At 39.2% G+C, this 23,703-nt stretch carries 17 protein-coding genes; 2 read left to right on the forward strand and 15 right to left on the reverse strand.

Going from position 1 to position 23,703, the window contains the following annotated elements; all coding sequences use genetic code 11:
• The 6 genes from pssA to recG all read right to left on the reverse strand — a co-directional run bounded on the left by pssA (window position 1) and on the right by recG (window position 5,950).
• On the reverse strand, window positions 1-672 hold the full coding sequence (pssA, locus tag VIHSUH07_RS08135) for a CDP-diacylglycerol--serine O-phosphatidyltransferase (RefSeq protein WP_016475657.1): 672 nt from the start codon (window positions 670-672) through the stop codon (window positions 1-3).
• On the reverse strand, window positions 665-1,306 hold the full coding sequence (locus VIHSUH07_RS08140; protein ID WP_009661204.1) for a phosphatidylserine decarboxylase family protein: 642 nt from the start codon (window positions 1,304-1,306) through the stop codon (window positions 665-667). Before VIHSUH07_RS08140 ends, pssA begins: the two co-directional genes overlap by 8 nt.
• Window positions 1,307-1,318: 12 nt before the next feature.
• Window positions 1,319-2,041 (reverse strand): WecB/TagA/CpsF family glycosyltransferase, encoded by a 723-nt coding sequence (locus VIHSUH07_RS08145; RefSeq protein WP_105084572.1) that lies wholly within the window; start codon window positions 2,039-2,041, stop codon window positions 1,319-1,321.
• A gap of 12 nt (window positions 2,042-2,053) precedes the next feature.
• A complete protein-coding gene (gene guaB / locus VIHSUH07_RS08150) occupies window positions 2,054-3,511 on the reverse strand; it encodes an IMP dehydrogenase (RefSeq protein ID WP_105084573.1) in 1,458 nt (485 codons plus the stop codon).
• Window positions 3,512-3,595: 84 nt separating this feature from the next.
• Entirely contained in the window at window positions 3,596-3,781 is a 186-nt protein-coding gene (locus VIHSUH07_RS08155; RefSeq protein ID WP_005379145.1) for a 4-oxalocrotonate tautomerase, read from the reverse strand.
• 126 nt (window positions 3,782-3,907) lie between these two features.
• Window positions 3,908-5,950, reverse strand: coding sequence for an ATP-dependent DNA helicase RecG (recG, locus tag VIHSUH07_RS08160; RefSeq protein WP_105084574.1), 2,043 nt, complete (start codon window positions 5,948-5,950; stop codon window positions 3,908-3,910).
• A gap of 230 nt (window positions 5,951-6,180) precedes the next feature.
• Between recG and rpmB the strand changes: the two genes are divergently transcribed.
• Window positions 6,181-6,369 carry a 50S ribosomal protein L28 gene (gene rpmB / locus VIHSUH07_RS08165; RefSeq protein WP_005386334.1) on the forward strand — a complete coding sequence of 63 codons (189 nt, stop codon included), beginning with the start codon at window positions 6,181-6,183 and terminating at the stop codon, window positions 6,367-6,369.
• A 69-nt stretch (window positions 6,370-6,438) separates the two neighbouring features.
• Here the strand turns inward: rpmB and VIHSUH07_RS08170 are convergent, their stop codons facing one another.
• The 5 genes from VIHSUH07_RS08170 to tyrS form a co-directional block, all read right to left on the reverse strand.
• On the reverse strand, window positions 6,439-7,428 hold the full coding sequence (locus tag VIHSUH07_RS08170; protein ID WP_105084575.1) for a deoxyguanosinetriphosphate triphosphohydrolase: 990 nt from the start codon (window positions 7,426-7,428) through the stop codon (window positions 6,439-6,441).
• 67 nt (window positions 7,429-7,495) lie between these two features.
• Window positions 7,496-8,317: a pyruvate, water dikinase regulatory protein gene (locus VIHSUH07_RS08175; protein WP_016475662.1), complete on the reverse strand. Its 822-nt coding sequence runs from the start codon at window positions 8,315-8,317 to the stop codon at window positions 7,496-7,498.
• A gap of 3 nt (window positions 8,318-8,320) precedes the next feature.
• A complete protein-coding gene (locus VIHSUH07_RS08180) occupies window positions 8,321-8,968 on the reverse strand; it encodes a helix-turn-helix transcriptional regulator (protein WP_005379155.1) in 648 nt (215 codons plus the stop codon).
• Window positions 8,969-9,074: 106 nt separating this feature from the next.
• Window positions 9,075-11,456 (reverse strand): phosphoenolpyruvate synthase, encoded by a 2,382-nt coding sequence (gene ppsA, locus VIHSUH07_RS08185; protein WP_009661174.1) that lies wholly within the window; start codon window positions 11,454-11,456, stop codon window positions 9,075-9,077.
• A 167-nt stretch (window positions 11,457-11,623) separates the two neighbouring features.
• Window positions 11,624-12,832: a tyrosine--tRNA ligase gene (gene tyrS / locus VIHSUH07_RS08190; protein WP_005376034.1), complete on the reverse strand. Its 1,209-nt coding sequence runs from the start codon at window positions 12,830-12,832 to the stop codon at window positions 11,624-11,626.
• 157 nt (window positions 12,833-12,989) lie between these two features.
• On the opposite strand from tyrS, the gene VIHSUH07_RS08195 reads away from it, so the two are divergent.
• Complete coding sequence (locus VIHSUH07_RS08195; RefSeq protein WP_105084576.1) at window positions 12,990-15,077, forward strand: transglycosylase domain-containing protein; 2,088 nt, start codon at window positions 12,990-12,992, stop codon at window positions 15,075-15,077.
• A gap of 121 nt (window positions 15,078-15,198) precedes the next feature.
• Here VIHSUH07_RS08195 and VIHSUH07_RS08200 read toward each other — a convergent pair whose 3' ends face one another.
• The 4 genes from VIHSUH07_RS08200 to pheS form a co-directional block, all read right to left on the reverse strand.
• On the reverse strand, window positions 15,199-17,577 hold the full coding sequence (locus VIHSUH07_RS08200) for an endonuclease MutS2 (RefSeq protein WP_105084577.1): 2,379 nt from the start codon (window positions 17,575-17,577) through the stop codon (window positions 15,199-15,201).
• A 14-nt stretch (window positions 17,578-17,591) separates the two neighbouring features.
• Window positions 17,592-20,039 (reverse strand): DUF3656 domain-containing U32 family peptidase, encoded by a 2,448-nt coding sequence (locus VIHSUH07_RS08205; RefSeq protein ID WP_105084578.1) that lies wholly within the window; start codon window positions 20,037-20,039, stop codon window positions 17,592-17,594.
• 79 nt (window positions 20,040-20,118) lie between these two features.
• The gene (gene pheT, locus VIHSUH07_RS08210) at window positions 20,119-22,647 is read right to left on the reverse strand and encodes a phenylalanine--tRNA ligase subunit beta (protein WP_105084579.1); all 2,529 of its coding nucleotides are present in this window, start codon (window positions 22,645-22,647) and stop codon (window positions 20,119-20,121) included.
• 9 nt (window positions 22,648-22,656) lie between these two features.
• Entirely contained in the window at window positions 22,657-23,679 is a 1,023-nt protein-coding gene (pheS, locus tag VIHSUH07_RS08215; protein WP_105084580.1) for a phenylalanine--tRNA ligase subunit alpha, read from the reverse strand.
• Window positions 23,680-23,703: the final 24 nt, after the last annotated feature.

Here is a 23,703-nt window from a genome sequence, read left to right on the forward strand (position 1 = left end):
CTATTTGCGCACTATATTTAACGCCGTATTAAACAGACCAAACAACACATAACCAGTAAAAATCATAACAGCCCATGTATGCCAATCATATACCAATGCAGCAATAATGATAATAGCAACTAATGCAATAGCAATTTTTCTAATACGAACTGCACTGTGGCCTTTAAAGTCAGGATATTTTACTTCACTAACCATTAAGATACCAACAAGAATCATAGACACAAACACAACTAGTTGTGGAACTTGCACACCACATAAAATATAGGTAGCAGCTAAACAACCTGCTGCTGGAATAGGAAGGCCTTCAAAATAACCATGAACTTCATCTGTTTTAATATTAAAACGAGCTAGACGAAAAGCACCTAAAACAGCAAAGGCCAATAACGGAACATAGCCAAGCCAGCCTAATCCTTGTAAATCGTTAACATACAGCATATAAGCAGGGGCAACGCCAAACCCAACTACATCGGATAAGGAATCTAATTCACGTCCCATAGGACCTGCTACGCCTAACGCACGTGCCACACGTCCATCTAAACCATCTGCAATCAGTGATAGTATCACGCAAATAGCTGCCCCAAAGGTATTGCCCGTAGCAGACAATGTAATCCCAATAACACCAAATGCTAAATTAGAACTAGTAAATAAATTTGGAATAACTGATTTATTCATGACGGAGCCTCCCGATAATTGTATCGCCACCAGTAATATGTTGACCTTTTTCAATGCAAATCTCTACATTTTTATCCATGTAAATTTCAGTACATGAACCAAATTTAATCATACCATATAACTGACCACGTTGTAATACACTATCAAGATCTGTCCATGAAACGATACGACGAGCCAATAAACCTGCAATTTGTGTTACCAGAACTTCTGTTTTATCGTTTTCTATACAAATTGTGTGACGTTCATTTTCAAACCCCACATCTTCTTTAAAAGCAGGTAAAAAACTCCCCATCGTATAATGACGATATGTAATTTTACCTTCAATAGGAGCTCGATTGGCATGCACATCAAAAACAGATAAAAAGATTGTTACCTTTTTACATTCTCGATGTAAATACAAATCTTCATATACATCTTCAATTTCCATTACCTTGCCATCAGCTGGAGATAAAATAGCATCTGGGTCAGTAGGAATGTTGCGTTTTGGATTTCTAAAAAAGTTCACAAAAAATAATGCCAAAATAAATGTAATGATTGCGATACTATAATATCCAAAATACACCGCTATAATCGTAATGAAGAGCATCACTCCGATTAAAGGAAATCCTTCTTTTATTATTGGTCCTGTAGGCACAACTAAACTCCCCTATTTATTCTTAATAACAGTCCACATAAACTTTGGTATAGACAACATTCGGCCTATACGTTTAGGTTCCAGATATAATCTATATAACCATTCTAAACGATTACGTTGCATCCAATGAGGTGCGCGTGGAATATTTCCAGCCAATACATCAAAAGACCCTCCTATACCAATGGCTACAACGCCTTGTAAAGAGGATAGTTTTTCTGAAATCCATTGTTCCTGTTTTGGCACACCTAATGCAACAAATACGAGCTTAGCACCCGAAGTTTTAATATCGTTAATAATACGTTGTTCCTCTGCTTCATCAAAGAACCCATCATGGATGCCAGCTATATTAATAGTACCATACATTGCTTGTAAATTAGAAACTGCTTGTTGTGCTACACCAGGCGCAGCACCTAAACAATATATGGGGATTTGATTGCTTACAGCTTGTTTAAACAATTCTTTGGTAATATCAACACCAGTAACGCGTTCAGGCACTCTTTCACCCATGCGTTCCGCTGCCCATAATATACCAGCTCCATCAGGAACAACTAGACTAGCGGAATTCAAGATCCCGTGTAACACGGGATCCTGATTGGCTAGCATAACCATTTCAGCATTGGCAGTTGCTACAAGATGTAGCCCTGATTGCTTCGTCATCTCTATAATTTTTGAAACTGCTTCGTCCATAGTGATGCAATCAATAGGGACGGATAATACCGAAATACGTTTACTCAAAATAATACTCCATTATAAACCACTATAGTTCGGTGCTTCTACGGTGATACTTACATCATGTGGATGACTTTCTTTCAAGCCTGCTGCCGTAATTTGAATAAATTGAGTGTTTTCAATCATTTCTTTAATATTATGGCAACCACAGTATCCCATACTTGCACGTAAACCACCAACCATTTGGAAAATAGTATCTGCCAACATACCTTTATAAGGTACGCGGCCTTCAATACCTTCAGGAACTAATTTCTTAGCTTCTGATTGGAAATAACGATCTTTACTACCAAGTTTCATAGCACCTAAGCTACCCATGCCACGGTAAACCTTATAGGAGCGACCTTGGTAAATAACTTGTTCCCCTGGACTTTCATCAGTACCAGCAAGAATATTCCCCATCATTACAACATTGGCACCAGCTGCAATAGCTTTCGCAATGTCACCAGAATATTTAATACCACCATCAGCGATGATTGGAATACCATAACGTCTTGCTACTTGAGCGGACTCATAGACAGCAGTAATTTGAGGTACACCAATACCAGCGATGACACGTGTTGTACAAATAGAACCAGGTCCAATACCAATTTTAACAGCATCCGCACCAGCTTCAATAAGAGCCTCTGTACCAGCTGCCGTAGCCACATTACCAGCAATAACTGGAATATGTGGATATGCTTGTTTAATTTCTTTTAAGGTACGCAATACACCTGCAGAATGACCATGGGCAGTATCGACGATGATAACATCGGCTTTAGCTGCTACGAGAGCATCTAGACGATCATACATATCTTTAGAAACACCAACAGCAGCACCAACTAATAGACGGCCGCTAGTATCCTTTGCAGAATTAGGATATTTTGTAGCTTTTTCAATATCTTTAATAGTGATTAAACCCTTTAAATTACTATCTTTATCAACTAATGGTAATTTTTCAATACGATGTTTGCTCAAAATGGATTTAGCCATTTCCAAGGAAGTACCTTCAGGAGCTGTAACTAAACCTTCACTTGTCATACATTCGCCAATTTGACGGGATAAATCAGTTTCAAAACGCATATCGCGATTTGTAATGATCCCTACTAGTTTACCATGTTCTGTAATAGGTACACCAGAGATTTTATATTTACGCATCAACTCTTCTGCATCAGAGAGAAGGTTCTGAGGGCTTAGGAAAATCGGATCAACGATAACACCATGCTCAGAACGTTTAACTGTATCAACTTCATGAGCTTGTTCCTCGATAGACATATTTTTATGAATAACACCCATACCGCCTTCACGAGCCATGGCAATGGCCATACGGGACTCAGTAACAGTATCCATACCAGAACTAATCATTGGGATATTTAGTGAAATATCACGTGTTAATTGTGTCTTTAAATCTACTTGATATGGTAATACATCAGATGCTGCCGGCACTAACAATACATCATCAAAAGTCAATCCACGCATACCGAATTTATCGTCTCTCATTTGTTTTTCCTTTCTCGTATAATAAAAAACAAAACTACGACCCGTTCTAGCCCAGTGGGCTAGAACGGATAATCGTAGCTTTCATTAGCGTTCAGACCGCAAAATGCCGCCTTCCATAAAATCATCTTTTTTCATATCTACAAAAATAACTTTAACTGCTTCTGCAGGAACCTTTACGATGTCTACAGTAGCCTTAGTGATTGCTTCACCTAATTGTTTTTTTTGTTCTTTTGTACGACCTTCAACGAGTTCAACATGAATTAATGGCATATGGCACCTCCATAGATACAAAAATATTGTTTTTTATATTATACGAGAATAGGCCGTTATATACAAGGGGAAAACCTAGATAAAACCTAGTATTATCGCACCTTATAGAATTATTAGCCCTACCTCTTAATTATACAATATTCTAAGAAATTTTTCACCAAATCTTTTTGATAATTCTTCTTTCATTCGAATTTCTAGTTGATCAATACCAAATTCTCGAATATATGACAGTACATCATTACGTGCTGTAACTAGTATATCTATATCTTTTATGATATTAGCAACCCGTAAATCAGGTAATCCTGATTGCGCAAGTCCAAACAATTGGCCAGATCCACGCAGTAATAAATCTTGTTCGGCTAATTCAAATCCATCTTGCGTGGATTCCATTAACCGCAGCCGTTCTTGACTGACATCTCCCTTGGAGTCGCTAACTAATATGCAATACGCCTGGATGTCACCACGTCCAACACGTCCCCGTAATTGGTGTAGTTGGGATAATCCGAACCGCTCCGCCCCTTCTATACACATGATAGTCGCATTAGGAACATTAACGCCAACCTCTATAACAGTTGTAGACACGAGCAATTGAATGCGTCCATCATGAAAAGCTTGCATAACCTCGTCCTTTTCTTTTGGATTCATACGACCATGTACGAGCCCCACTTCAAAACTTTTATAAAAATAGTCTTTCAATTCCAAAAAGAGTTCTTCTGCTGCTTGCAAATCTAGTTTTTCGGATTCCTCTACTAGAGGACAAACCACATATACTTGATGACCTGCGGTCATTTCTTTACCAAAGAACACACGCAATCGTTCTTTATATGAACTATCTACTACATATGTCTTGACCGGTTTGCGTCCTGGAGGCATTTCCTTAATGAGGGATACCGCTAAATCACCATATACGGATAGCGTCATCGTTCTTGGAATCGGTGTAGCCGTCATAATTAAAACATGAGGATATACTCCTTTATGTTGTAATGCGGCACGCTGATTAACACCAAAACGATGTTGTTCGTCGATAATAACTAATCCTAGGTTCTTAAATTGAACCTTGTCCTGAATGAGCGCATGGGTACCGATAATCAATTGAATGGTTCCATTTGCTAACTCATCATAGATTCTATCCTTTTCTTTTTTAGATGTGGATCCTGTAAGCAATGCAATATTAATAGGTAAATTTTTACAAAATTCAGTTATCCCTTCATAATGTTGAGTCGCTAAGATTTCTGTAGGTGCCATGATAACAGCTTGGTATCCATTTTCTACGGCTTTTACAAGGCTCAATGTAGCTACAACAGTTTTGCCAGAGCCTACATCACCTTGTAATAATCGTTGCATCGGCCGTTCATCTTGCATGTCCTGTGAAATTTCTGTTACCGCCCGTTCTTGATCACCCGTTAGCTGAAAGGGTAAATTCGTCCTACATTGTTCCATCAATGTACCATCGGGCTCCATCTTGGGTCCTACATGACATTGCTCTTTATTTCTAAGCAGAGCCAATCCAGACTGCATGATAAATAGTTCTTCATAGGCTAATTGATACCGTGCTTTTTCATGACTTTCACTACTTGAAGGAAAATGCATTTCTTTAAATGCATCATATCGCTTCATACTCGCATGATAATTCATGATTTCAGGCGGTAAAATTTCATCCATTGTATGATGCGCTTCGAACCAATTTCGAATCGATGCGCGCACCACATATTGAGAAACGCCATCCACCAAGGGATAAATAGGGACAATGCCCGTATCCGGCATAGCATCTGGCCCAAGATTTTCTATTTGAGGAGAATTCATCTGCATAGAACCATATTGAAATTCGGCCTTACCGTACACATAGAGGCGTTGTCCTTTTTTGTAAAAGTTCTTTTTATATCCTTGATTGAATAATACAATCTTCATCGGACCAGTGCCATCTGTGATGATAACTTCTAAAATGGATAAGCGAGGCCGTGGACGTTTTTCCGTAATGGATACGACAGTACCTACAACCCCCGCAGTAATACCAGTTTCCAATTCTTTTATGGAATAAATTTTACGTCTATCTTCATAGGAACGTGGAAAATAAGCCAATAAATTGGATACAGTATCAATGCCTAATTTATGAAGTTGTTTTTCTCGACCTGGTCCAATTCCCTTAATAGAGGTCAGTGCTTCGTTCATTATAATGCCTCACATATAACATACTTAATGAATATAGTGAAAATATATCCATTTTTATATTTCTCTTGCCATATCTCATAGATTTCGACTACAATATTAGCTATAGTATACCAAATATTGTAGTATATTTCATAAAATATCAATGCATGTAGTAAAAACACTTGCTTAAACCTTGTCTTTATGATAATATACTTTTGTTATGTTATAGATTAAGCTTGGAGGTGGAAACTATGGCAAACCTTTGCGAAGTATGTGGCAAATCCACATCTAGCGGTATGAACGTGAGTCACTCTCACATTCGCACAAGAAAAACTTGGAAACCGAACATTCAAAGAGTACGGGCGGTTGTAGACGGTGCTACAAAAAAAGTAAATGTATGCACACGCTGCCTTCGTTCTAATAAAATTACACGCGCGTAAAATAAATAGTACATGTACTCTTAAACAAAAAGACCGTTACCAAATGGTAACGGTCTTTTTGTCGCTCTATTACAGCGTAATATTTGGAATAAAGTAATCTTTAAATAATTTTATAGCATATTGATCTGTTAATCCTGCCACATAATCAACAATATCAACAGTGGAATACACACCATTTCGTTCTACATCGGTTTCTATATCACCTGGATGCTCCATAAAGTATGTAAATAAATTTTTTACTACATGAGCTGCCTTATTACGGTCAGGAATTAATGCAGGTGCTAGATATACATTTTTAAACATAAACTGTCTAAAAACATTCATCGTGCTTTCAATATCAGCAGACATCTGAATCGCTGGCTTATCCAACGATTGTTCAACCATATCTTTCACCATGGCCGTAATCATACTAGACGGAGTATCGCCAAAATAAAATCGCACTTCTTCTGGTAAATCGTTAGCTTCTAGCATACCAGCCCGTTGTGCATCATCATAATCATGACACAAGTACGCAATACGATCTACAATACGTATAATCTGCCCTTCTAATGTAGATGGTATGGTTGGTCCCGTATGGCCTAAAATGCCATCCCGCACTTCTTTTGTAAGATTAAGGCCTTGTCTGTTACCATGTTTCTCTAATACTTCGACCATGCGCAAACTTTGTTCATTATGGTTAAAATGGCCCACCATATCGCGCAATGCATATTCTCCGACATGACCAAATGGGGTGTGCCCTACATCATGCCCCATCGCAATGGCTTCCACTAAATCTTCATTAAGTCTAAGAGCACGCGCAACAGTACGACCGATTTGTCCTACTTCAAGGGTATGCGTCATTCTTGTTCTATAATGGTCACCAGGTGCAATATATACTTGTGTCTTATGTTTTAAGCGACGAAAACACTTACTGTGTATAATTCTATCCCGATCCCGTTGAAATGCGGTACGTAGTGGATCTGGTTCTTCATCAATATCGCGCAATGCCATACTGCTTCTCGCCGCATAGGGAGATAAGATCATATCTTCTCGTTCTTCTATACGTTCTCTAATATTCATAGTACCTCTTTATCAAAAATGTTAACAATATAATATTTAATAATAGGGAGGCTTGCGCCTCCCCTATTTATTTTCCGGCAGTCATGCGATTTTTATCTACTAATTGCATAACAAGAGATGCTGTTTCTTCTATGGATTTGTTAGAAACATCAAGCACTTGGCAATGTAGACGACGCATAATGGCTTTTGCATATTCTAATTCAGAATTAATGCGCTCAATAGAGGCATAATTAGCCTCATCTTCTAAGCCTATAGCACGCAAACGTTCACTGCGGATATTATTCAATTTATATGGGTCAATAATCAACCCCACAATTTTCTTAGGCGGAATCTTAAATAATTCCTCTGGCAATGGCACCTCAGGAACTAGTGGTAAGTTAGCCGCTTTAATTTTCTTATACGCTAAAAACATGGATAACGGCGTTTTACTTGTACGAGATACACCGATAATCACAACATCAGCCTTTTCGAATCCTGATGGGTTTTTACCATCATCGTATTTAACTGCAAACTCAATAGCTTCTACCTTTTTGAAATATTCTTGGTCTAGCTTATGAACCATACCAGCTGTCATACGTGGCTTGGTAGATGCCACTGTACCTACAGCATCCAATACAGGGCCCATAATATCAACGGCAGGAATATTATTCTCTGCCGCTTTTTCGTGTAAATAGTTCCGCAATTCTAACGACACAATTGTATGACAAATTACGTGATTACCATTTTTGGCATCTCGTATAATTTCATCAATTTGAGCCTTATCTTCAATATATGGGATGCGAACAATTTCAATTTGTTCCTTATCGTACTGACTTGCTGTTGCTCTCGCAACGGCCTCTGCAGTTTCGCCTAAGGAGTCAGATATCGCATAAATAATTTTTTCTGCCATTCTTTATACCTCTTGTGTACTACATTCTAAAAACGCCTTAGTCACAGTTGTTTTAGATACACGTCCTACCACCTTTAATCGTTTCTTAGGACTGTCTTGTGATTCATCGTCTTCTCTAACTATAACAGGTAAACAATCGACTTCATAGTCAATCATTTTTTGCGCCGCCACAGCCAACGAATCCGATGGTTCTACGGTGATAACTTTGCTAACGGGTGTCATAATCATTGAGATAGGCATTGTATGTGCATCGGTTTGACCTATGGAGGCACGCAATAAATCTTTGCGTGATACAACACCTTGTAGATAGGAACCTTCGCAAACCAAAATCGTTCCCACATCCTCTGTAAAAATGGTTACGATTGTATCATATAGATTAGTCTCTGGCGATACGATTACGGCTTGTGAAAGCACATCATGTACGCTATAAGACCTTAAAATTTCAGCAGTTTGGTCCTTAGGCGACAAGCCAACATAGTAATATCCTACATTAGGCCTTGCTTCGAGAACGCCAATCATGGTAAGCACGGCTAAATCCGAACGCAATGCAGATCGTGTCACATCCAAATGTTCCGCTATAGCACTTCCCGTAACAGGTCCTTTTTCACGTACAATATGGGCTATTGCTTCTTGTCGTTTTGAAAGTTTCACACCCGTCCCTCCTTTCACATATGAATATTATATCCTATGTATCATTTTAGAAAAAGAGGAGGCTCAATCGCCTCCTCTTTACATCATCAAATAAAGTATATCTTTATTACCATTCAAGGTCTTCTACATCTTGGCGACCACGACCTGTAAGTGCATCCATCATCATACGTTGCTCGATTTGAGCCACCATTTTCTTAGTATTTTTAACCGCATCTGGGTTAACAGAGATGGAATCGATACCACTCTTAACTAAGAATTCACAAAGTTCAGGGTAAACACTTGGTGCTTGGCCACAGATAGATACAGTTTTACCATCTTTATGAGCCACTTCGATAAGATGACGAATAGCTCTACGAACGGCTAAATTACGTTCATCATAAATGTGTTGGACTGTTTCATTATCGCGGTCACAGCCTAGAACAAGCATTGTCAAATCGTTAGAACCAATGGAGTAACCATCTACGTATTTGTTGAATTGGTCAGCTAGGATAATATTTGCTGGGATTTCAGCCATGAGCCAGATTTTGAAATCTTTACCGCGTACAAGTCCTTCTTGAGCCATCAAGTTAGTTACGAGTTCAGCTTCTTCAACAGTACGGCAGAATGGAATCATAACTTGTAAGTTTTTGAAACCAAATTCATTACGCACCTTTTTGATTGCTTCTAATTCTAATTTGAAAGCAGGTGTGTATTTAGGGTCATAGTAACGGGAAGCACCACGCCAACCAAGCAATGCACTGGATTCATGTGGTTCATATTTGTCTCCGCCTTTAAGGTCGCGGTATTCGCTGGATTTAAAGTCGCTCAAACGAACTACTACTTGGCGAGGCGCTAATGCTTGACATACCTTACGCATACCTTCTGCCAATGTATTAACGGCTACATCACTGCGACCTGTTTCGATAAGGTGCAATGGATGTTCATGGATGAATGTAGTCCAAATGAACTCTTCACGCATCAAACCGATACCATCACAAGGCAATACACCGTATTTTTCAGCCAAGTCTGGATCGCCTAAGTTCATGTAAATCTTAGTACCCGTTACAGGGATATATTCACTTGCTACAACAGCTTGTTCTTGTGGTGCAGCTGGTTTAACAACATCTTCTAATACGCCATCATAAACAATACCATTAGTTGCATCAACAGTAATCATTTGGCCTTCTTTAATAGAAGTTGTAGCTTCATGGCTACGGCTCTTAGTACCAACGATACAAGGAATACCAAGTTCACGGCTAACGATGGACGCATGGCAAGTCATACCGCCAGCATCTGTAACGATAGCTTTGGCTTTTTTCATAGCTGGAACCCAGTCAGGTGCTGTCATAGCTGTAACAAGGATTTCGCCTTCTTTGAACTCATCAATATCTTCAGGATTAATGATAACATGTGCCTTACCAGCAGCTTTACCTGGGGATGCTGGTAAACCTTTAACTACGATTTCACGATCTGTAGTAGTTGCTACGCTTGTATCTGCAGTTTGTTCAGATTTATCTTTTCTGGACCATACTGTTTCAGGACGAGCTTGAAGAATCCAGATTTTACCATTTCTTTCATCTACGCCCCATTCCATATCCATGTAGCAACCATAATGTTTTTCAATAGCTTTAGCATATTCAGCTAATTCCAATACTTGTTCATCGGAAATAACTTGTTTATTAGCTTCATCAGCAGGTACGATTTCTTCTATGCAATCGCCATCAGCTTTACGTACAAGGCGAATATTTTTATCATTAATCATGCGATCAGTGATAACCATTTTTTGTTTATCTACACGGAAGTTATCTGGCGTAACTGTACCTTGTACTACATATTCACCAAGGCCCCAAGAACCTTCGATTAAGATATTATTGTCATTACCTGTTACAAGGTCAACCGTAAACATAACGCCAGCAGCTTTAGAGAATACCATCATTTGAACAGCTGCACTCAATGCTACTGTCATATGGTCAAAGCCTTGTTTTACACGGTAATATGTTGCACGATCAGTAAATGTAGATGCATAACATTCTTTTACTTTTTCAATGATTGTATCTGCACCACGAACATTTAAATATGTATCTTGTTGACCAGCAAAACTAGCATCTGGTAAGTCTTCTGCAGTTGCACTAGAACGAACAGCTACGAAAGGATCTTTTTCGCCTACCTTTTCACCTAGTTCTTCATAAGATTTGCGAATAGCTTCAGCCAATGCAGCAGGCATTTCTTCTTGGCAAATCATGCGGCGAATTTTTGTACAAACTTCACGAAGCAATGCAGAGTTTTCTACATCATCCAAATCATCTAACTCTTGACGAATACGATCTTCAAGACCAGTTTCTTTCATAAATTCACGATACCCATATGCAGTTGTTGCAAAACCATAAGGTACAGGTACATTCGTAGAAGATGTTAATTCACCTAATGATGAGGATTTACCACCTACTAAATTTACGTCTTCACGTTTTAATTCATCAAACCATAATACATAAGCTGTTTCGCGATTCATGTGAGAACCTCCTGTTTTGTAATTAGTGCAACACATTAAACCTTTTACATATAAATAGTATACCTTAATCAAAATTATGTCAATTTTTATGGGCATTATTATACAAATAAAACTCAACTAAAATAAAAAACTGTGATAAGATTTCTAAACCTCATCACAGTTTTATATTAGTTAAATTTAATTTTTACAAATTTACGCTTACCTACTTGAACAATCATACCATCTTCAAGAACTAGGTTTTCTTCGCCATATTTTTCGCCATTGACTTTGAATGCACCAGCTTTAATGGAGCGGCGTGCTTCACCATTAGAAGCAGTCAAACCAGCATCCGTACAAAATTGTGGTACGAAAATAGCCTCGCTAGGTTTATCAATAGCATATTCAGGAATATCTGTTGGCAATGCATGTTGTTGGAATACGCGTTTAAATTCATCTTCCGCTTCTTGCGCTGCTTGTTCACCATGATATAAACGAACGATAGTTTTTGCCAATTGCATTTTTGCATCACGTGGGTGCAATGTGCCATTTTCTAAACGTTCTTCCATATCGTCTTGATCTTCGATAGACATATCCGTAACAAGCATGAAATAACGCATCATCAATTCATCAGGAATAGACATGGCTTTACCATACATATCTTTAGGTGCTTCATCGATACCGATGTAGTTACCCAAGGATTTACTCATCTTTTGAACGCCGTCAAGGCCTTCGAGCAATGGCATAGTAATAACTACTTGAGGTTCTTGTCCTGCCAATTCTTGCAAGTGACGACCCATAAGTAAGTTGAAAGTTTGATCTGTACCACCAAATTCAACATCTGCATGCAATGCTACAGAGTCTTGACCTTGCATCAATGGATACATAAATTCATGTACACCAATAGGACGACCTTCTTTGTAACGTTTATCAAAGTCATCGCGCTCCATCATACGCGCTACTGTATAAGAACTTGCCAAGCGAAGTACATCAGCAAAGTTCATGGATTCAAGCCATTCGCTATTATCGCGTACAATTGTTTTTTCAGGGTCTAGTACCTTAAAGATTTGTGTCTTATAGGTTTCCGCATTTTTTAATACTTCTTCCTTAGTAAGTGGGGGGCGTGTTACGCTTTTACCAGTAGGGTCACCAATACGAGCTGTAAAACCGCCGATTACAATAACCACTTGATGGCCAAACTCTTGGAACAAGCGAAGCTTACGAAGTGGTACAGTATGACCCAAATGAATATCAGGAGCCGTAGGATCGAGGCCCAATTTTACGATCAATGGTTTATTTTCTTTAATAGATCGTTCTATTTTTTTGACTAAGTCTTCTTCATTAATTATTCCAGATACGCCATGTGTAATTTGGCGCACTTGTTCTTGTGCTGTAATCATGGAAATCCTCCTACATAAAATCTGTTCTCTATAGTATACCATTATAAATAGGCTTTCACAATTATATATAGTGTTTGTTTTATGTCTTTTATGGTATACTATTTATAACTGCGTAATATATTTTACGTTATATTTACTTTAAAAAAGAGGTGACTCTATGGGTAATAACTCAAATATGAGAGCTCGTCGTAAACCAGCTCCTAACCCGAGCAATCCAAAGGCATCAACTAAAAAGACGATTTGGATGATTGTATTATTACTTGTTCTTATTGTAGCCGGTGGCGGTTGTGGATTTATAAGTGCTACCATGTCTAACCTTCCAGATGTATCGAATGTACGACCATCTGCATCGTCTCAGATCTATGACGTACATGGCAATTTAATTACTACGGTTCATTCCACAGAGAATCGATTGCCAGTTCCAATTAACGAAGTACCAAAAGAATTACAAGATGCTTTTGTAGCTACTGAAGACTCTCGTTTTTATAGCCATCATGGTATCGACCCTATCGGTATTTTACGTGCTATCTGGGTTAATGTTGTGCATAGTGGTGTAGCCGAAGGTGGTTCCACAATCACACAACAATTGGCTCGTAATGCATTTCTTTCCCAAGACAGAACGCTCAAACGTAAAATTTCTGAAGCTTTATTAGCACTTAAAATTGAACAACACTATACAAAACAAGAAATTCTTGAAATGTATATGAACCAAATTTATTTTGGTCAAGGTGCGTATGGTGTTCAATCTGCTGCTCATGTTTACTTCGGTAAAGATGTACGCGATTTAACATTAGCCCAATGTGCTATGCTTGCTGGGTTACCTCAAAGTCCTAACTACTATTCCCCATTCAACAACTTAGAAGCTGGTAAAAAACGCCAAGCCGTTGTATTGGGCCAAATGGTTAAGTATGGTTACCTCTCACAAGATAAAGCCGATGCAGCTCGCGAAGCAGATTTAGGTTTGGTTGCTAAACAAGAGCAAACTCACGAAAACAACAATGCATCCTATTTTATCAACTACGTAATTGCTCAAATTTCTGAAAAATATGGCGATGATGCAATCTACAAAGATGGTTTAAAAATTTATACCACTCTCGATATGGATGCACAAAATGCTGCTGTTGCAGCAATGCAAAATCTACCAACTATGTATACTGACCAAAATGGTCTACACCAACCACAAGGTGCTATCGTAGCAATGAATCCACATAATGGTTATATCGTTGCCATGGTCGGTGGTCGTGGAGATGATGCCTTTAACCGTGCATCACAAGCGGAACGTCAACCAGGCTCTGCTATGAAACCATTTGTTTACTTAGCTGCTATTCAATCTGGTAAAACTCCAGGTTCCATTGTTGATGACAGCCCTGTTGATTTTAATGGATGGCGTCCTCAAAACTATGAACGAAACTATGAAGGCAATATTACTTACCGTTATGCATTACAACATTCTCGTAACGTACCAGCTGTAAAAATTGCTGATGAAGTAGGTATGTCTAAGATTATCGACTTAGCTAAGAAGATGGGTATTACTACCTTAACTGATGAAGATAACAACTTATCAACAGCACTTGGTGGTTTAACTCATGGTGTTTCACCATTAGAAATGGCAGAAGCTTATGGCGTACTCGCTAATGGTGGCGTTAAGGTTCAACCTACAGCAATCATAAAAATCGTAGACCGCAACGGACAAGTAGTGGAAGAAAATTCCATCCAAGAAAAACGCGTCGTTGAAGAGAAAGATGCCGCTATCATCACAGATATGTTAGAGTCCGTTATCAATGGTGGTACTGGTGGCAATGCTGCTATCGGTAGACCTGCAGCTGGTAAAACAGGTACAACAGATGATGAAAAAGATGCTTGGTTCGTTGGATATACGCCTGATTTAGTTGCTGCTGTTTGGATTGGTGATGACTACGGATCTGAAACATTAGGTATTACTGGTGGTTCAACGCCAGCTGTAATGTGGAGACAATTTATGTCGGCCGCATTAGCCAATACCCCTGCTTCCGACTTTAATGTACCAGCTAGCGCTCAAGCAGCTGTTAGTGAAGGACATTATAATCCGGTGAAAGAAGCTCCGAAAAAAGACGACAAAGACAAAAAAGATGACAAAGATAAAAAGGATGATAAGGATAAAAATGATGCAATCTCAAAAGATGATGACTCATCATCCAAGGTAGAATCTACCGATTCTAAACCTAGTCAATCGAAGTCTAAAAAAGATAAGAAGAAAGATCGCTAACTTATAGTAGATCGACATGCTAAGAGGCAAAACCACATGGTTTTGCCTCTTTTCTATTACAAAAAAGAAGCAAACTCATGTGAGTCTGCTTCTTTTATTGCATTATCTTAAAAATAGTATGTTATTTTAACACTACGTTTGTAGCACCTGCTCCGCCTTCATCATAGCCGGCAGTTTCAAAATGTGCTACGTGAGGTAATGTTCGTAAATACTGATGTACGCCTTCACGCAATGCACCAGTGCCCTTACCATGAATGATTCGGACCTGATTAACACCGCCAAGTAACGCTTGATCTATAAAACGACCGACAGAAACTACTGCTTCATCTACGGTTTGACCTAGAATATTAATCTCTGTACGTACCTCTTTTTGACGTTGTACGGCAGAGCCCCCTGCTCTCTTACGAGTTTTAGGTTGCGCCTTAAGATTGTCGCGTTGAATCTTATTGGACTCTTCTCGTGTAGTAGATTGCAATTCACTTACTTTCACAGTAGCAGATAAACCATTGATATCTACAGTCACACGATTACCTTTGATGGATAAAACCGTACCCAGTGAACGCAATGACGTAACATATACAACTTGACCAATAGCAATAGCATCTATAGTCAACTCTTTACGATTATCGTCTATAGGGGCATCTGGCACGTGGACATTAGAAATACCTTTACGGGCTGCATTGATGGCGGATTGACGCTTATCCTTATTCGTTTCAGAGAATTGAGCTTTTAATTGTTTAATGATAGCCTCCCCTTCTACACGGAGACTGCGTTTCATAGATTCCGCATCGGCCTGTGCCTTCGCTAACATCTGTTTGCGTTTTTCATTAAACTGCTTCTTTTCTTTTTCCAATTGACCGCGCATGCGTCGTGTTTCATCTAATTCTTTTTTGAGTGCTCGTTCACGTTCCGATGATTTACGTAATTGTTCATTCAAATCGGATAAAACATTTTCCATTTCACTACTACCAAACTTAGATTTGTAATCACGAGCGCGATTAACGATTTCCTTTGGTAGCCCCAAGCGTGCCGCAATACTCAATGCATGACTACTACCAGCTACGCCAATATGTAATCGATAGGTAGGCTTTAAAGTACGCTCATCAAATTCAACGTGACCATTCTCGATACCGGTAGTATGGTACGCATAGTTCTTTAACTCATTATAGTGAGTACTTACCATCATAAGTGTTCCTTTTTGACGGAAGAATTCAAGTATGGATACAGCTAATGCGCTACCTTCTTCTGGATCCGTACCTGAGCCGAGTTCATCGAGCAATACAAGATCATTAGGACCGCAATGTTTAATAATAGAAATCACTTGTGTCATATGTGCAGAGAATGTACTCAAGCTAGCTTCAATGCTTTGTTCATCCCCAATATCTGCAAAAATATTGTGGAAAATCGGCAATATAGAACCGTGGTCAGCAGGGATAAATAAACCACTTTGGTTCATAAGGGATAATAAACCAAGTGTTTTTAAGGACACCGTTTTACCACCCGTATTGGAGCCTGTAATCAATAGAATTCGATAGTCCGTCCCCAAGCGAATATCCGTTGGTACCACTGTATTAGCAGGAATCAACGGATGGCGAGCACGCATTAAATTGACGTCACGCCCTTCGCTCAATGTGGCCTGCACCGCCTTTTGAGCCATACCGAGTTTTGCTTTACCATAGACAAACTCAATATGGGATACCTTTTCACAGGCATCCATCAAATCGTTACTATGTTGTTTGATAAGGGCTGACAGTTCCTTATAAATGCGTAAGACCTCTTGTTCCTCGCCTATCAAAGCTTCTTGCAAATCATTGTTGAGTTCTACAAGTCGCATTGGTTCAATATATAATGTTTGCCCTGTTGCAGAACGGTCGTGAATCAAACCATCAAAATATTGGCGATACTCTTGCTTAACAGGAATTACATACCGATTGTTACGTTGCGTAATAATCGTTTCTTGGAAATATTTCTGATTATCCTTGTCATGCAATATAGCTTGAATATCGTGTTTGATACGGTCCCGCGTCTTACTAATCGTATTCCGCAAGCTCGCTAATTTAGGGGATGCTGTATCGAGCAATTCCCCTTTATCATCAAACACCCGTTTTAATCGCTGTTCTACACGATCCATATTCGGCATGTCTTGCATCCATAAGGACAATAATGGATATTCCATATATTTCGCCCTAAAGAACTTCACCATACGCTTGTAGGCGCCTATAGTTATATATACATCCCATATGGCTTCTCGTGAAAGCACAAAATCCTTGCGACTCTTTTTACAAGCTTCGCGTATATCCCGCGTGCCGCCTAACGGTTGCTCAATTTCTGTTTGCCAAGAGCGCAGTGCTTCTGCGGTTTCATCTAAAGCCTCTTGAATCTTTTCTCGATTCGTCATAGGTTCTAACGCTAAAGCCATTTCTTTAGCAATAATAGAACTACAATGATTGGCTAATTCTTCTTTAATTTTTATAAAATCTAATACATCTTCATTAAACAATGTACTACCTCGTTCTATAAAATACCTCTAAAATAATGGCCCCGCGTAATAGATTCGCCTTGGGAATCTATTTTCTTAGGTGGGGCCTCCATCGTACCCTTTGCTATACCGACATATTGGGATACAATGGCTTTTACATAACTTGGCTCCATATGACGACCATCTACACGCAATATGGAAATACCTTTTTGCAATAACATAGGAACATAGGCTCGCATATCCATTTCATGACTATTCATGATGTGCATACGGCAGTATGGATCCGTACGAATTGGGAATATTTCACCCTTTCTATCCTTTAAGGAATACGATTCCTTAACACATGGCATAGGGCAATTTACTTTGCTACCGGTTCCAACAAAACTTGCAATAGCACAATATTCTGAAATCATCATTTCCGTATAGCCATGCACCATCGTCTCAATAGGAACATGACTATGTTTAGCTATGTCTGTAATTTGTTTTAAGGTCAACTCTTGAGATGGATTTACACAACTGATGTGTAACTGTTCCCAGAAATGCAATGTAGGGGTATTGAAAATATTAAGACCTGTATCAGCCTCAATGGCACCGGTATAACCTAATTCACGAAGCCAAAGTAATGCTTGTGGCACGTGGATAGAAATACTATCTGGATTAGCCTTTACGATTGCCTCTAATGTATGTTTATATGCTTCTACTTCATCATCTTTCACAACTCGTGGTGTTACAAAGGTACAAAGCACATCAGATGTAGCACATAAACGGGCTACCTCATCATATATAGATAACGCATATGGTGTACGACTGAGTCTATCACCACCAAAAACGATTTTCTGTGCTCCACCAGCAATTGCTGCTTTCACACCTTCTATTTCATCAACACGAGCTGAAATCATCGGACAATTATCATAGGATAAGCTATGTTGTGCCTTGAAATCATACGCTACATCACCTGTAACTTGCAATGCTTGCCATGATTCTACGTGATGTGAAATTAAGGCCTCTTCCAAAGCAGCTACGGCATCTCGGCGTAATGCATTAAGAACGCTAGCAGGCCACATATACGGCCCATCAGGAATATCTACATAGGAAAGTCTAAATAATGTGTTTCCTAAACGCCCCAATTGTTCAGATACCTTTTCTAATGAGGTTGGTACTTTATTCGCAATAGCTGGCACATACTCATTAGTAACAGTTACACTAAGTCCAGAATCTAAAATAGCAGTTAGTTCTGTATAATTTGTTTCCCCATCAGAACCTATACCGAGATATACAGACATATCGTACTTACGAGTAAACTCTTGTAAACCTCGAGACTTTGTATTCTTTGGAGTCGATGCCAAATACAGTTGCCCTATAGCAGAGCCCTCTGCAGGTTGTCCCTTATACAGCGTATCGGATACACGTGTCCATTCATCATCTACCGTATAATAGGTAACGCTACCATTGGATTGTAATATCTTAACTAATGAACCTTGTTCAATAGGTTCTGTTAAGGATAAGTAGACCTCACCTTTTTTCGTATAGGATTCACCGATTGGCTTGCCTTGATGATTTGGCGCTACGACGGTCATCATTTGTCGACCTACCGTATCCTCTAAATAAGCCGTAGAAAATCCACGATTAAATCCAGAGGCTAGTGCTTTACGTTGGTTCTCATGAATCGAGGCTTCATCCAATATCTCTCTATAAGTACCTATAACTTGGCGAACATAGGACACTTTTTTCATACGCCCTTCTACCTTAAAGGATGTAACACCAGCCGCTACCAGTTCGTTCATATGCTCACTATAATTAAGATCCTTTGGACTTAACAAATAAGATTCATGTTTTGGTAATACGCTAGTCCCTTTAGAGTCCAATAATTCATAAGGCAACCGACAAGGTTGTGCACAAGCACCTCGATTGCCGCTTCGTCCGCCGATAAAGGAACTCATCAAACATTGACCGGAGTAGCATACACACAAAGCACCATGAACAAATACCTCAATTTCAGCCTTACAATGTTTGCATATATGCTGAATTTCCTTAAGACTCAATTCACGGGCCAGTACAACGCGCGTAAAGCCTAGACTTTCATAAAAACGAACAGCATCAAGCGTAGCCGCCGTCATTTGTGTGCTCCCATGAAGGTGGATGTTCGGTGCAACACGTTTTGCAATTTCTGCAACAGCTAAGTCCTGCACGATAATAGCATCTACGCCAATGGAATCTAAATCCTTAATATAGTTTTCAAGATCCTTCAGTTCCGTATCGCCGATTAAAATATTAACGGTTACGTACACAGACACATCTAAAATATGTGCTAACCGTACAGCCTCGCGCAATTCATCGATACCAAAGTTGGCTGCATGAGCCCGTGCATTAAAGACCTTGCCTCCTAAATATATAGCATCCGCCCCTGATTCCAAGGCGGCCATAAAATTTTCCATCGTACCCGCTGGTGCTAATAATTCCATAATAAATCCTTTCTGACTCATTACCTATACCTTCTATTATACAACAGGGGATAGATAGACATAAAAGGGTTTACCATAAGGTAAACCCTTTCACGATGACTTATCGTAATTTACAATTTTTAGTTGTTAGTGCATCAATAATCGCTTGAATTGCACCATCGATGTCTTCATCATTTAATGTGCCTTCCATCGACCTAAATTGTAAGTTATAAGCTAAGCTACGATAGCCTGCTTCAATATGTTCCCCTTCGTAAACGTCGAAGATAGATACGGATTCTAAGTATTCTCCGCCATGCTCCTTAATAAGTGCTACAATTTCACCACTTGTAACAGATACTGGTGCTACAATAGCCAAGTCACGACTTGTACCTGGGAATTTACTGAATGATTGATATCTAAATGGTGGTACTGTAATAGACAATACTGCTTCCAAATCGATTTCAAACATATACACTTTACCAGACAAATCAAAGTTTTTAACCACTTGTGGATGTAATTCACCATAGTTTGCAATCGTTATACCATTGACTGTATAATGTGCGCTTACACCTGGATGGTAATAGCTTTCACTAGATGGTTGAATATCAGCAACATTCAAATTACCCTTATTTAATAAATGTGTTGCAATAGTTTTACTCTGAATAGGATCTTTATAAGTTGCATTATTTAGAGACTCTGCTAATCCTAGTTTAGCTAGTAAACCGTCTACTACACCTTTTACATCATAGAAATCAGTATCACGTTGTGCTTGATTCCATGCAGCCTCGGTAACCTTGCCCATCATAATACCACATGCCATAGGGCGTTCATGCGGTACTTCTGTTAATGGCAATGCTTTTGGTTCATACACATTAGCCGTTTCAAACAACCACAAATCCTTGTTTTGTTGTGCAATATTGCGTTTAGCTGCTTCAATAACAGCTGGTACCAACGTAGTTCTCATATATGGGAACTCTTCAGAAATAGGATTCAAGATTGGAATTGCCGTATAACGACTGTCACCTTCTGGCAACATCATATTTGTAAGACCATCCTTATGCATAAAGCTAAATGTAATAATTTGACTTAAACCAGCATGGGCTAAGTAATGCGTTACTTCTTTCGTTAACGCTTTCTTAGGTGTCATACCGCCGGAGGATAATATAGCCACAGGAATTGTTGGTGCAATATTATCATAGCTTACGATGCGCGCCACTTCTTCAGCAATATCAGGCATAACAGTGACATCATCGCGCCATGTTGGAACGAGTGCTTCGATGGTATCGCCAGATTCAGTAATGCCAAATTCAAGCTTCGTTAAAATATCAATCATTCTATCTTTTTCAATAGAAGTGCCAAGATAGTCATTGATTTGTTCTGCTGTGAAAGTTACAGTGCGTTGTTCTACTGGTTCAGGATATACATCAACAACGCCAACACTTACCTTACAAGAAGGACAGATTTGTTGCAACAATTGTGCGGCACGGTCGATAGCATATGCCGTATATTTATGGTTTACACCGCGTTCAAAACGACCAGATGCTTCAGAGCGCATACCTAATGCTTTAGATGTACGACGAATAGATGGTCCATTAAATACAGCAGCTTCGAACAAGACGTTCATAGTCTTATCTGTTACTTCACTAGTAAGACCGCCCATAACGCCAGCTACGCCGATTGGACCCTTTGTATCTGCAATGATAAGCATGGACTCATTGAGTTCACGTTCATTACCATCTAATGTAGTAAGTGTTTCACCGGCTTTTGCACGACGTGCAATAAGGGTATGGTCCGCTACACAATCATAATCGTAAGCATGCATTGGTTGACCTAATTCAAGCATAACGTAGTTTGTTACGTCTACTACGTTATTGATAGGGCGAATACCGCTATTACGCAAACGATTTTGCATCCACAATGGAGATGGTTCGATGGTAACATTCGTAACAAGACGGGATGTAAATCGCGTACAAAGATCATGCGCTTCGATAGCTACAGATGCTTTACCTTCGATGGACTCACCATTTTCATTCACCATAATAACTGGGAATAAAGCTTTTTGATTTGTCATGATGCCAAATTCACGGGACAAACCTACCATAGAGAAGCAGTCTGCACGATTAGCTGTCAATTCAAATTCATACACAGTATCGTTAAGCATAAGTGCTTCTTTAATATCTAAACCGATTGGTGTGCCTTCAGGGAAAATATAAATGCCTTGTGCTTCTTCTGGTCTTACCAAATCACTGGAAATACCAAATTCAGCAACAGAGCAGAACATACCTTCTGATACAACACCACGTAATTTACCTTTTTTAATTTCTGTACCATCTGCCAAACGAGATTTATGATACGCAACTGGTACGATTTGACCTACAGCTACATTAGTAGCAGCGGTAACGATTTGCTTAGTAATTTCTTCCCCATCTTCAGATAAGCATTGTACTTGGCATACTTGTAATTTATCTGCATCTGGGTGTTTTGTAATTTCTACGATTTTACCAGTATAGATTTTTTTCAAACCTGGATCCATAGAAAGTACTTCTTCTACAGGAATACCTGCTTGTGTTAATTCATCCGCTAATTCTTGGGCAGGACGATTTAGATCAAGAGGTACGTATTCATTCATCCATTGTAAGCTTGCTTTCATTTCTACCTCCTAAAATTGTTCCAAGAAACGGATATCATCTTCAAAGAATAGACGTAAATCGCCAATACCATATAGCAACATAGCAATACGTTCTACGCCCATACCAAAGGCAAAACCTTTCACCTTATTAGGATCATAGCCATTAAGTTCAAGTACACGAGGATGTACCATACCACAGCCAAGGATTTCAAGCCAGCCTGTATGAGAGCATACACGACAGCCTTCACCACCGCACATTACACAGGAAATATCTACCTCTGCAGATGGTTCTGTGAATGGGAAGAAGCTTGTACGGAAACGTACCTTTGTGTCATCGCCAAACATATGACGTAGGAATGTTTCGATAGTTCCTTTCAAATCAGCGAATGTAATATGTTCATCAATAATCAAGCCTTCTACTTGATGGAATACTGGGGAATGCGTAGCATCATAATCCCAGCGATATACCTTACCAGGCGCAATCATGCGAATCGGACTGTTCGGCTCATGACGTTGCATGGTACGTGCTTGTACAGGAGATGTATGAGTTCTAAGCAAGAAATTTTCTGTAATATAGAAAGAGTCTTGCATATCGCGTGCTGGATGATCTTTTGGTAAATTAAGACACTCAAAGTTAAAGTGGTCTTGTTCAATTTCAGGACCTTCTTCAACAGTATAGCCCATTTTCATGAAGAAATCTTCAATCATTTCGTTTACTGTTGTCAACGGATGAATATGACCTGTTTTTGGAGCTCTACCAGGTAGAGTAATATCGATTTTTTCCTCTTCCAAGCGAGCGTTCATAGCCGCTACTTCCATAGACGTTTTTAATGCATCAATTTCTTCTTCTAATGCTTGACGAACTGCATTAACAAGGGCCCCCATTTTAGGGCGTTCCTCTGGGGAAAGTTTCCCCAACCCTTTTAGCAATGCCGTTACTTCACCTTTTTTACCTAAATATTTTACGCGTACGTCTTGCAACGCTTGTTCATCAGAAGCGCTTTTAATAGCAGATAACGCTTCTTCTTTAATGCGTTGTAATTCTTGTTCCATACAACCGTCCTCCTAAATTACAAA

The organism is Veillonella sp. T34266-5 (genome assembly GCF_002959815.1).
Lineage (GTDB): Bacteria > Bacillota > Negativicutes > Veillonellales > Veillonellaceae > Veillonella > Veillonella atypica.